The following is a 12,190-nucleotide window of genomic DNA, read 5'->3' as shown; positions in this document are numbered from 1 at the left end:
TAAAAAATTGAAAGATATAATATAACGAATTCACAAGTAAACTATTTAGCTTTCTTATACAGTGGAATACGGTAAGAAATAGTGTAACTATAGCCAACACCTATACCAGTACTGTCAAATGTTTTATTAAACCCTGGAATATATACATTTTGAAAATTGTTGGGCTCTGTTTCACTTATTGAAAATTTAAGTTGTGTATTAAGCCCCATGTAAAGATTGTTAAGCAGTTCTACTTTTATACCTAAGATTATTTCAGCCCAAAGCGCTGTTAGTCCACTATATTCTCTTGATTCAGTAGAAGAAAATTGTGGCGCCCAATATTGATTGGTATTATAGATGGTATAGCTATCAAGATCATGACTGAATGTACTGGCACCAATACGAAATCCTGCATAAACCATATTATCCATATCCAACCAGTTCTGGTACATATTATAATCTATACCTCCTTTAATATAGCTTCCTTTAGTAGTAATATTTAAATAGTCGTTAACAGTATTTTTTTCATCAAACCCAATTTCGCCTGCAATATATAAGCGATCTTTTAAGCGGTAATCAGCAGAGATTTCAAAACCACTGTAATCATCATCCAAAAAGGAACGCCCTAACTTACTGATATCGCCCCCCAAGCGTAAGCCGTATTTTTGCTTGAACTTTAGGGTATCGTTTGCAACACTTACAATACTATCGTTTTGTGCATTAGTAATACCACAAAACATAAGTAAAATGATGGTGCTACTAATGGTATATATTAAAGTGTGTTGCTGTTTCATCTTCTACAGATTGGTTATCATTTAAAGGCTGTCTGGATATTATCCAATTATCGGTGTCGGACTCTATGGTAAGTGTTACATTTTCAAAAATAGTTTTGTAACCACAAGCACGTGATACAAATACTTCAGTACGGCTATAATTTATGGTAATGATATCTTCATTACCTTCCAAAAAATCATCACTGGTATCATTTGGTGTTCCATTATCGTTAATCGTCGTATCTTTTATAAGCCTATATTGCGTGCTGTTGGCATCGGTTTTTAATGGCAATAATAGTATGTTGGTCGATACAATGTTATAGCCTTCTAAAGCATTTTCGTTACCAATCCCTGCTACAAGCAACCCAAATACATTTTTTTTACTCTCAGGGTTGCTGCTATCATATAAATCTATAATTATTCTTGGAGTTGTAGGTGTGCTTTCAGGACAAATGTCATCTCGCTCGCAACTAATTGTAGTGGTTGTAATAAGTAGGATGCTATAAAAAAATAGACTTGTTTTTTTCATGTATGCTTATTTAAGTTCCAAAAGTACAACATTTTCCACATGATGTGTTTGCGGAAACATATCTACTGCTTGTGTTTTGGTTATTTGGTATAAATCTTTCATCAGTTCTAAATCTCTGGCCTGTGTGGCACTATTACAACTTACGTACACCACTTTTTTAGGGGCTATATTTAGTATTTGTTGTACAACATCTTTATGCATGCCATCACGTGGAGGATCTGTAATGATAACATCTGGGCGACCATGTTTCGCGATAAATGCATCATTAAAAACCACTTTCATATCACCCACAAAGAATTCAACGTTATTTATATTGTTTAATTGTGCATTTTCTTTAGCAGCTGTAATAGCATCAGGTACAGATTCTACACCAATAACCTTTTTTGCTTGTTTGGCAACAAATTGAGCAATAGTCCCAGTACCAGTATAGAGGTCATATACCAATTCATTGCCCTTTAACCCTGCAAAGTTCCGAGCTATTTTATAAAGCTCATAAGCTTGGCTGGAATTAGTTTGATAGAAAGATTTGGCATTAATCTTAAACTTCAGGTCTTCCATATCTTCAAAAATATGGTCATTGCCTTTATAGCAAATTACTTTTTGGTCGTAAATGGTATCGTTAGCTTTACTATTAATAACGTATTGTAGCGATGTTATTTGCGGAAAGGTTTCAGCTATAAAGTCTAATAGCAGCTCTCGTTTTACCTGGTCTTCTTTATAGAATTGGATAAGTATCATAATATCACCAGTGCTTGCCGTACGAATCATCATAGTTCTTAATAGGCCAGTTTGGTTTCTGGTATTAAAGAATTCCAAATCATTATCTATAGCAAATTGCTTAACTGCATTACGTATAGCATTGGAAGGATCTTCTTGTAAATGACAAGTATTTAGGTCCAGTATTTTATCCCACATGCCAGGTATGTGAAAGCCCAGGGCATTCCGATTGCCTAAATAGGTATCCGATTGAATTTCTTCTTGGGTCAGCCAACGGCTGTCACTAAATGAAAACTCCATTTTGTTCCTGTAAAAGTATTGTTTTTCAGAGCCCAAAATGGGGGTGATTTCTGGAAGTTCTATATGTCCAATACGCTTTAAATTATTAGTGACCTCTTTTTGTTTATAAAACAGTTGGTGTTCATAAGCCATATCTTGCCATTTGCATCCACCACAAACCCCAAAATGTTCGCATACAGGCTGTGTTCTTTTGTTGGATCGTTTATGGAACAAGGTAGCTTTCCCTTCATAATATGCTTTACGAGCTTTAAAGGTTTGTATATCAACGATATCTCCAGGCACAGCATTGGGTAAAAAAATAATCTTACCATCAGGGGCTTTGGCAATAGTTTTCCCCTTGGCACCGGCATCTACAACTTCAACGTTTGTAAATATTTGCTTTTTCTTTTTTCTAGACATGCTGCAAAAGTAAGGAATTAGATTGTTAGATAATTAGATTTTTAGATGGTTAGATTTTTGTTGGTTCTTTCTTTTGGTATGTACTTAATGACTAGTGACTTCAAAAATAATTTGTAAATTGCGGGCTCTAAGGGATGATTTCTCTCCCACGCTGAATTTTCGACACTTCGAAAGGAAAAAGGTACAGTAGGAATGGTTGTTTTATTTAACTCTTTAAACTTTATTAAAATGGCTGTTTTAGAACATTTAACTTCGCAACAGGCGATCGATTTAGAAAACAAGTATGGCGCACACAATTACCACCCTTTACCAGTGGTATTGACTAGGGGAGATGGTGTGTATGTATGGGATGTAGACGGAAAGCAGTATTACGATTTTTTATCGGCTTACTCTGCAGTTAACCAAGGGCACTGTCACCCAAAAATTGTAGGGGCTATGATAGAACAGGCACAAACATTAACATTAACTTCCAGGGCATTCCATAACGATATGTTGGGTAAATATGAGAAATTTGCGTGCAATTTTTTTGGCTTTGATAAGTTACTACCTATGAATACAGGTGCCGAAGCTGTAGAAACTGCTTTAAAGATTTGTAGAAAATGGGCCTATGAGGTTAAAGGTATTGATGAAAATGAAGCAGATATTATTGTTTGTGATAACAATTTTCATGGTCGTACCACAACCATTATATCCTTTTCCAATGATCCAGTAGCACGTAAAAATTTTGGACCCTATACCAAAGGCTTTATTAAGATTGCTTATGATAATTTAGAAGCTTTAGAACAAGCTTTAAAGAACAATCCTAACGTAGCGGGGTTTTTAGTAGAACCTATACAAGGTGAAGCAGGAGTATATGTGCCTAGTGAAAATTATTTATCACAGGCTAAAGCCTTGTGCGAACAGTACAATGTACTTTTTATTGCTGATGAGGTACAAACGGGTATTGCTCGTACTGGGAAGCTACTTGCGGTAGATCATGAACAGGTTACTCCAGATATCTTAATTTTAGGTAAGGCGTTAAGTGGTGGTGTGTATCCCGTTTCGGCAGTATTGGCCAATAATGCAGTTATGAATGTTATAAAGCCGGGCAACCATGGTAGTACCTTTGGAGGGAATCCGGTGGCAGCTGCTGTGGCAATTGCCGCTTTGGAGGTTGTTAGAGAGGAAAAACTAGCCGAAAACGCCGATGCATTAGGGGCTTTGTTTAGAAGTGAGTTGCAACGCTACATAGCAACCAGTCATATTGCTAAATCAGTACGTGGAAAAGGTCTGTTGAATGCCATTGTGATAAATGATTCCGAAGATAGCGACACGGCCTGGAATATTTGTTTAGCTTTACGTGATAATGGCCTATTGGCCAAACCCACACATGGTAACATTATTCGCTTTGCACCACCTTTAGTTATGACCAAAGCACAATTATTGGACTGTGTTGGTATTATAATAAAAACACTTAAACAATTTGAAAAATAAAAGCATGGAAGAAAAATCAGCTTTTGAAAGTTTTGAACTAAGTATTAATGGCGAAGTTAAAAATTTTTTAAAGGAAATTGCTTCGTGGTCCTACTTTTTATCTATACTCGGGTTTGTAGGCATTGGACTTTTGGTCATTATTGGTTTGTTTTTTGGCACCATTATGAGTGGTAGTATGGGCGGTAACAATCCTTACGAAAACTTAGGGTTTTCCATGGGGTATTTTGGATTTATTTATGTGGGTATGGCCCTTATTTATTTTTTTCCTGTGTACTATCTTTTTAATTTTTCAAGAAAGATGAAACATGCTCTAAAAGTTGTTAGTAACGATGATTTTAAATTAGCTTTTTCCAATTTAAAATCCCATTATAAATACATGGGTATTTTTGCTATTGTTATTGTTAGTATCTATGCTTTGGTATTTCTAACGGCCTTGTTGGGAGTATTTTAATTGATTAGTTTATAAATATAACTGGCAATAACTGTAATAACCGATGCTATTGCCATAAAGTTTATAATTTTATTAGAATATTTAAATTTATAAAAAATATTTATAGCTATAATAATCACCAGAGGAATAAGTAAATAAATAGCAGGGTACATGTAAAAGGCCTTAGAAAATTCACCCTGTAATAACAGTATAGTAGATCGTTGCATGCCACAACCTAGGCATTCTATGCCAAGCAGTTTTTTGTTTAGGCACGGTACCATGTAATCTTCTAAACCTTGCATGCGTTTTTAGTTACTCTAAATGTATAAAAAACTTAGAAACTTTGTAGCTTTGTTTTTTATAACTTATTAAATGAAGTATTTAAATTATATATTAATTTTATTGGGAGCAGTTGTAGCTTTTTATGCCCAAGCAGGTGCAACACAAAACCAATATATACTGATAGGTGGTATTGTTATTTTAATGATAGGGATTTATAGAATAGCAAAAACAATACCCAGTAAACAGGACGATGATGCCGATAATGACACTGCAAACTAATAATTATGGCATTTAAGAAAGGTGATATGGTTTTGGTTTTGGACGAGGACATGTCTGGCATTGTTAAGAATATTAGTGGTGATACTATTGCTATTGAAACGAATGACGGTTTTGTGCTGGAGTTTAAAAGCCATGAATTGGTAAAAACCAAGACAAACCAATCTCTTAAAAAAGCACATATTTTGCCCGCCGATATTAAAATAGTAATCCAAGAAAAGGAACGTCCTGCCAAAAGAAAGCAACCAAAAAAAAGATATAAAGAACGTTTTGTGCCTCCTATGGAAGTAGATTTGCATATTAACCAATTGGTAAAATCGGCCAAAGGGATGAGTAACCATGATATACTAACACTTCAATTGGAAACAGCAAGACGTAAATTAGACTATGCTATTACCAAACGCATCCAGAAAGTGGTTTTTATTCATGGGGTGGGAGAGGGTGTTCTTAGGTTAGAACTGGAATACTTATTTGGGCGCTATAGTAATGTGAAGTTTTATGATGCCAATTACCAGAAATATGGGCTAGGAGCTACAGAGGTTTATATTTTTCAAAATACCATTGGTGACCAAGTATAAATCGAGCCGAGCAGTTCATTAGCGGTTCATCACATTAGTTAAACGCAGGGGTCTCTTTTATAGTCTTTGTTAAAGCACTATCTTCCAATATCCCAAAATCGAATACATCCAACGAAATTATTTTTAAATCGAAGTTAGATACAGTAAGTGTTACTAAATAGGTTTGGTAAATACTATGCTCTCTATAGGCAGTAGCCTTTGGTCCATTTTCATTAGCCACTTCTGGATTTAAGTAATCGGCTCCAATATCGCCATTAGTAATATCGTTAGCAGGATTTTGGTCTCGTGTTTCGTTCTCTTCATCACGTGTATCTATGCCATCACCGTCATCATCAGCATCCAAATAATCGGGTATTCCATCGCCATCCGTATCTTGAGCATCATCTAAAATCCCATCATCATTAGGGTCGGGATCTTCATCAATCGTACGGATGTTATCACCGTCATCATCAAAATCTAGATAATTGGGGATACCATCATTATCAGTATCATCATCATCTAAATTACCATTATTGTTTAGGTCTTCTAGTTCGGCTGGAATACCATCATTGTCATCTTCAGTTAAAACCGTTCTAATTAGGACAGAGCCACTGGTACTTTCAATATCTTGTGTGATTTTAATATCAGAAAGGGGGATATCGTTACAAAATAAATCGGAAGGCAAGGTTGTATTGCTGTAGGTTCTATAATTAAATGGGTTGGAGGTACTCATATCGAAGGTTTCTTCATAAGTATTATCATCTCCTACAGCTAGAACATCATCTATAGTAAGACCTGATATTTTAACAGACAATGATTCTGAAGGGTCATTTTTTATTTTATAAAACACTAAATCGGTTGTTCCACAGGCTTTGAAGGTTTCATCAAAATCAAATTCAACAGTAATTACATCACCATCGTCACAGGAATAATAATTTACTAAACTTAAGGCAATACAAACAAAAAATAACTTACGCATTGGGTTTGTGTTTTAAGGCAAAAATAATGGAATTGTATTTTATAACGTAGCTTATTGGTAATAATTTTATTCTAAGTATTTTTGTTACCTAAAATTGTTTTATGCAACAGGTATATTTAGACAATGCAGCAACGACTCCCATGAGGGAAGCAGTTGTAAACTCCATGACTGAAGTTATGAGGAGCCATTATGGCAATGCCTCATCTTCGCATAGTTTTGGGCGTTCGTCTAAAGCTTTAATTGAAAAAACCAGAAAGGTAATTGCCAATAATTTAAATGTATCTGCCGGTGAAATTATTTTTACTTCTGGTGGAACTGAAGCTGATAATTTATTGCTGCGCAGTGCGGTTAGGGATTTGAAAGTTGCCCATATTATTACATCTAAAATTGAGCACCATGCTGTTTTACATGCTGTTAAGGCTTTGGAAAGTGAGTATGGCATAGCGGTAAGTTATGTGCACGTAGATGCCCACGGCACCGTAGATTATGAGCACTTGGAGCGTTTATTACAAACAGAAAGCAAAACATTGGTAAGCCTAATGCACATAAACAATGAAATTGGTAATATATTGGATATAAAGCGGGTTGCCAATTTGTGCCAGGCCAATAATGCTTTATTTCATAGTGATGCGGTACAGTCTATTGGACACTATAAATTGGATTTACAAGATATTAAAGTTGATTTTATAGCTGCTGCAGCCCATAAGTTTCATGGACCCAAAGGTGTTGGCTTTGCGTTTATTAGAAAGAATGCTGGTTTAAAACCTCTCATTTTTGGTGGTGAGCAAGAGCGTGGTTTAAGGGCAGGTACTGAAAGTGTGCATAATATTGTAGGAATGGAAACAGCGTTTACCATGGCCATTAATAATTTAGAGGATGAGATGGATTATGTTAAAGGGTTAAAACGCTATTTTATTGATAGCATAAAACAGGCTATTCCTGATATTATGTTTAATGGGCTTTCGAATGATATGGATAAAAGCACCTATACGCTGGTAAATGTTTGTTTGCCAGTACCGCCCAAAAAAGCAGCCATGCTATTATTTCAATTGGATTTAAAAGGTATTGCCTGTTCTAAAGGGAGTGCTTGCCAAAGTGGCAGTAACCAAAACTCGCATGTTTTAACAGAGATTTTAAATACCGAGGATTTGTTGAAACCGTCGCTTCGATTTTCTTTTAGTATATACAATACCAAGGAAGAAATTGATTATGTGGTGGCTACTTTAAAGGCGTTAATGGCCTAAAACTTCATTGTAGTTCTAACGTTAAAGACCCTAGGTGTTAAATAATTTGGAATGGCATATTGGCGTTTACTGTAAACGTCTCTAACCCATGTGTTGGTTATAGTGTTTTGCACATCAAAAATATTGTATATCTCAAACCCTAAAGCGAGCTCTTTAAAAGGTTTTTTCCAGCCACTTGTAAATTGCTTTTTACTGTCAACTAAAACTAATTGTAATCCTAAATCAGCGCGTTTATAAGCTGGTAATCGATTTTGGTATTCATAAGGATCAGCATAGCTGGGAGACCCTCCAGGTAAACCTGTATTGTAAACCATGTTAAGATATAATTTTAGGTTTGGTACATTAGGCACGTAGTCCTGAAACAGGGCTGCAAACTTAAGCCGCTGATCTGTTGGTCTTGATATATACCCTTGGTTATTAATGTTTTCTTCAGTTTTAAGGTACCCAAAACTAAACCAAGATTCTGTTCCTGGAACAAACTCACCATTTAATCGCATATCCAAACCGTAGGCATAGGCTTTGGCATTGTTGTTAGCACGGTATCTTATTCTAACATTTTCTAGGGTATAAGGATTAACATCACTTAAGTTTTTAAAATAAGCTTCAGAGGTTAGCTTAAAAGGGCGGTCCCAGAGTTTAAAACTATAATCATTGCCCAATACCAAATGTATGGATTGTTGAGCTTTTACTTGTGGTTGTACTATACCTTGGGCATCTCTAAGCTCTCTATAAAATGGGGGTTGGTAATACCATCCTGCAGCTATTCTAAACAACATATCTTTTTTCCAGTTGGGCTTTATAGCGAATTGTGCCCGGGGGCTTACTACGGTTTGGGTGTTAGATAGTATGCCGTTTCCATTTACGGTCCAGTTGTGTATTCTAACACCGGCATTGTACCAAATATCATTGGTGCCCATAGTGGTACGTTTACTCCATTGTGTATATGCTTGCAGTCTATTTATTTGGGTATTATTAGTGGTTCTAACATTTTGAAAGGCTTCTAGAGGACCGCTGTAAGGGATATAAGGTTGTTCGTTAGCGGGTATGGTATTTGGGGGCCTGATGGAAAATCCTGCTGAATCAATAACTTCCCACTCTACCAAACGATCGCGTATATCTTCATGGGTGTATTTTAATGACCATTCTATCCGGTTATCATTAATTTTAAAATCGCCTTTGTGTTCTATATTGGTAATAAGGGCATCTAGATCATTTCGTCCATGATTTAATTGTGAGCCAACACCTTCACTAAATTCTACATCTCCTAAGTTTTCTTCACCTATATCAGTATTAACTTCACCTAATCTATACTGTGCCAAAATATCAAAATATTCTTCTTCGGTGGTGTGGTAGGTAGATGCTATAAGTTTTAGGTTAAGGTTGTTGTTAACAAAATAAGTGCCCTTAAAAGCACCAAAATAAGTTTGGTATTCATCTTTTTCCTGTCCCTCATAAAAAACAATAAGTGCTATGGGGTCACTTAATGTGCCAAAGTTTGTTTGTCGGGTTTGGGGTTGGTAATTGTATTTGTTTATTGAAGCATTTCCTAAAAAACTCAGTTGGAATGTGTTTGAAAATTTATAGGTAAAATATGCTTGGGCATCAGCAAAAATAGGCTTATAATTGGTTTCGGTCTCCTTGGCTTTTACCAGTAAACTATTGTTGCGATAGCGCAAACCCACTATGCCCGAAAGTTTAGAGTCTTTACTTATGTTCTCAACCGAAAGGCTAGCGCCTAACAAACTAATGTCGGCATTGGCTTCAAACTGGTAAGGTGTTTTATAGGTTATGTCGAGTACAGATGAAAGTTTATCACCATACTTGGCTTGAAACCCACCAGCAGAGAAGTCTACATTTTGCACTAAATCGGTATTGACAAAACTTAGACCTTCCTGCTGCCCAGAGCGTATTAAAAATGGTCTGTACACTTCAATACCATTTACATATACTAAGTTTTCATCATAATTGCCACCTCTTACGGCATATTGTGTGCTTAATTCGTTATTGTTGCTTACACCTGGTAGCGTTAAAAGCAAGTTCTCTACACCGGCATTGGCTCCAGGTATTTTTCGTATGGTTTCTGGTTTTAGTGTGGTAATGCCTTCAATGTTTTTTTGCCGATTGTTATTAATAACCACGGTAGCTATTTGTTCTATGGAAGTACTCATAACCGGATTGAATTCTAGGCTTTCTCCATTTTTTAGGCGGAACACGCTTACAATCTTCTTAAAGGAAATATGGCTAAATGTGATGGTAACAGCTAAGTTAGCAGGAATTTCTATGATAAAGAAACCATTGGAATTGGTAATGGTGCCCGTATTGGCTGCTGTAATATTTACATTGGGTATCGGTGCATTGGTTTCGTCTAAAATAACGCCTTTTACTGTCGCATTTTGAGAATAAGCACTATAAAGCATACAGAAGAAAAGAAATGAAAAAACGAACGATTTTGTTTTCAAAAGGCTATTAATTTATTTCCGGTAAAAAACTGACTCAAATGTAGAACTATTTCCAACATTATCCGTTACAATTACTTTTAAATTGTTTTTAGTATCGGTAACGATGCCATCATTAAAATCGTATTTTAAGGTATTGGTCTTGTAATCATATTCCATTAAGATCCATTTGTCGTTTACCGTAGCCCTGTAATTTGAAATACCAGATAGAGCATCATCTATTTTAACACTTAAATAACGGTAATTACTTATCCACTGTCCGTTTTTAAAATTAGAACCATAAATGGTTGGTTTTACGGTGTCGGTTGTTAGGGCATACGTTCCCAAAATTTTGGTACTAGTACTTAAGGTATTGCCATTCTTTCTAGTGTATGAATATATAGGATAGTTATTGTATCCAACCAGTCTGGCTATAAACAGTTTATCCTTATCAGCATCCTTATAATTACTAATATCATAGCTTATTGTAAAATTCTTTTTAGCTGGAATAATATTTTCATGTAATACAAGGGTGTCATTATTTACTTCAAAATCAATATAGAAATCTTCGTAAAAGGTGTCTTTATAAAAATCTACCGAAACATTTCCAGACTTTAAATTTGTGGTCTGGTTGGCAACAACATAATAAGGGGTTGTTTTTTGCTTTTCTGGAATGTGTCGGTTGTCTTTACTACCTTTTATATTAATAGTTACCCAAGTATCGTTGTTTTTATAATCCCAAACTCTAATTTTATAAACAGAGTAAGTGCTATCTTCAATAGCTAAAAAACCATCATTTATGGTCGATTTGTATAAGCTTAAGGGATTGTTTATTCTAAATAATTTTTGGATGCGTTTTTTTGTTTTGGTGTAATGTTCATAATCAATAAGTTGATTGAGATGCGAAGTCTCATTAAAGGAAAATATCTTAAAATCGAGTTCAAAATTTTGAGTACCATTTAAAAACGTTTGGATGCCATAAACACCATTAGAATTTGCCGCATAGTCCTGCCGGTCGTTAGTTTCAATACCAAACCCTATAGTCCCTATAGCTTCAATATTTTCAGTAACATAATCGCCGCTTTCTAAAGGAATTAAACGAATGGCCTGTTTGGTGTTAGAATTGTTTATAAAGGCGTTTTCGTCCAAAGGATAGGCATAAATGGATTTTACAAAGGGCTTACTGGTGTCCTTAATGTCTATGCCAAAAAGCATGGGATTCATTGGGCGTTCTTCTTTATCACGGATTTCAAAATGTAAATGCGGACCTCCTGAACCACCACTGTTACCGCTATAGGCAACTAAGTGCCCTTTTTGTACAGGCAGGGTTTCTGCACTGGGAAATAATTCAATTTCATAGGTTTCGTCTTGGTACTGATGTTTTTTAACATAAGCTTCAATTTCAGGAGAAAATTTCTGTAAATGCCCATAAACTGATGTATAGCCATTGGGATGTGTTATGTACAAAGCCTTGCCATAACCATAATGCGAAACTTTTATTCTGCTTACAAACCCATCTGCTACAGCATTAACCCGAAGCCCCTGGCGCTGTTGGGTTTTAATATCGAGACCTGAATGAAAGTGATTGGAGCGTAACTCGGCAAATGTGCCAGACAGAATGAGTGGAATTTCCAAGGGACTGCTAAAATAATCTTGTGGGTAATTATTTTGGGCGTTAATGATTGTTATAGCAGATGTTAATAAGGTAAATAGGATTAATCGCATAAAAAAGTAGAGTTGGTGCTAAATTATTAATTAGTAATGAAATTGCAAACATTAAAACAAAAATCAAGCCATGCCTATTATGTTGTTACATA

12 protein-coding genes are annotated in these 12,190 nt (G+C 35.6%); 5 read left to right on the top strand and 7 right to left on the bottom strand.

Annotated elements, in window-relative coordinates; translation table 11 throughout:
- Window positions 1-41: 41 nt before the first annotated feature.
- From AC5SR4_RS17010 to rlmD, 3 genes are read right to left on the bottom strand one after another with little or no spacing between them, the layout of a single operon-like run.
- Window positions 42-773, bottom strand: a complete 732-nt coding sequence (locus tag AC5SR4_RS17010; RefSeq protein ID WP_495357469.1) for a DUF6048 family protein — start codon at window positions 771-773, stop codon at window positions 42-44.
- Window positions 739-1,281, bottom strand: coding sequence for a DUF6452 family protein (locus AC5SR4_RS17005; RefSeq protein ID WP_495357468.1), 543 nt, complete (start codon window positions 1,279-1,281; stop codon window positions 739-741). Before AC5SR4_RS17005 ends, AC5SR4_RS17010 begins: the two co-directional genes overlap by 35 nt.
- Before the next feature lie 6 nt (window positions 1,282-1,287).
- Window positions 1,288-2,697 carry a 23S rRNA (uracil(1939)-C(5))-methyltransferase RlmD gene (gene rlmD / locus AC5SR4_RS17000; protein ID WP_495357467.1) on the bottom strand — a complete coding sequence of 470 codons (1,410 nt, stop codon included), beginning with the start codon at window positions 2,695-2,697 and terminating at the stop codon, window positions 1,288-1,290.
- 228 nt (window positions 2,698-2,925) lie between these two features.
- Here rlmD and rocD point away from each other — a divergent pair, with 228 nt between their 5' ends.
- Window positions 2,926-4,170 carry an ornithine--oxo-acid transaminase gene (gene rocD / locus AC5SR4_RS16995; RefSeq protein ID WP_495357466.1) on the top strand — a complete coding sequence of 415 codons (1,245 nt, stop codon included), beginning with the start codon at window positions 2,926-2,928 and terminating at the stop codon, window positions 4,168-4,170.
- 4 nt (window positions 4,171-4,174) lie between these two features.
- Window positions 4,175-4,621 (top strand): hypothetical protein, encoded by a 447-nt coding sequence (locus AC5SR4_RS16990; protein WP_495357465.1) that lies wholly within the window; start codon window positions 4,175-4,177, stop codon window positions 4,619-4,621.
- On the opposite strand, the gene AC5SR4_RS16985 is transcribed toward AC5SR4_RS16990, so the two are convergent.
- Window positions 4,618-4,902 carry a DUF2752 domain-containing protein gene (locus AC5SR4_RS16985; protein WP_495357464.1) on the bottom strand — a complete coding sequence of 95 codons (285 nt, stop codon included), beginning with the start codon at window positions 4,900-4,902 and terminating at the stop codon, window positions 4,618-4,620. The two genes, AC5SR4_RS16990 and AC5SR4_RS16985, sit on opposite strands and share 4 nt — an antisense overlap.
- A 70-nt stretch (window positions 4,903-4,972) precedes the next feature.
- Here AC5SR4_RS16985 and AC5SR4_RS16980 point away from each other — a divergent pair, with 70 nt between their 5' ends.
- Window positions 4,973-5,161 carry a hypothetical protein gene (locus AC5SR4_RS16980; protein WP_495357463.1) on the top strand — a complete coding sequence of 63 codons (189 nt, stop codon included), beginning with the start codon at window positions 4,973-4,975 and terminating at the stop codon, window positions 5,159-5,161.
- Window positions 5,162-5,166: 5 nt separating this feature from the next.
- Window positions 5,167-5,736 carry a DUF8465 domain-containing protein gene (locus AC5SR4_RS16975; protein ID WP_495357462.1) on the top strand — a complete coding sequence of 190 codons (570 nt, stop codon included), beginning with the start codon at window positions 5,167-5,169 and terminating at the stop codon, window positions 5,734-5,736.
- A gap of 34 nt (window positions 5,737-5,770) precedes the next feature.
- Here AC5SR4_RS16975 and AC5SR4_RS16970 read toward each other — a convergent pair whose 3' ends face one another.
- Complete coding sequence (locus AC5SR4_RS16970) at window positions 5,771-6,694, bottom strand: hypothetical protein (RefSeq protein WP_495357461.1); 924 nt, start codon at window positions 6,692-6,694, stop codon at window positions 5,771-5,773.
- Window positions 6,695-6,795: 101 nt separating this feature from the next.
- On the opposite strand from AC5SR4_RS16970, the gene AC5SR4_RS16965 reads away from it, so the two are divergent.
- Window positions 6,796-7,938, top strand: a complete 1,143-nt coding sequence (locus AC5SR4_RS16965) for a cysteine desulfurase family protein (protein ID WP_495357460.1) — start codon at window positions 6,796-6,798, stop codon at window positions 7,936-7,938.
- Here AC5SR4_RS16965 and AC5SR4_RS16960 read toward each other — a convergent pair.
- Both AC5SR4_RS16960 and AC5SR4_RS16955 read right to left on the bottom strand, forming a co-directional pair.
- Window positions 7,935-10,355: a TonB-dependent receptor gene (locus tag AC5SR4_RS16960; RefSeq protein ID WP_495359205.1), complete on the bottom strand. Its 2,421-nt coding sequence runs from the start codon at window positions 10,353-10,355 to the stop codon at window positions 7,935-7,937. The two genes, AC5SR4_RS16965 and AC5SR4_RS16960, sit on opposite strands and share 4 nt — an antisense overlap.
- A gap of 54 nt (window positions 10,356-10,409) precedes the next feature.
- Window positions 10,410-12,098, bottom strand: coding sequence for a M23 family metallopeptidase (locus AC5SR4_RS16955; RefSeq protein ID WP_495357459.1), 1,689 nt, complete (start codon window positions 12,096-12,098; stop codon window positions 10,410-10,412).
- Window positions 12,099-12,190: the final 92 nt, after the last annotated feature.

This window comes from Aestuariibaculum scopimerae, assembly GCF_059428085.1.
This window is presented reverse-complemented; position numbering and strand designations above follow the sequence as displayed.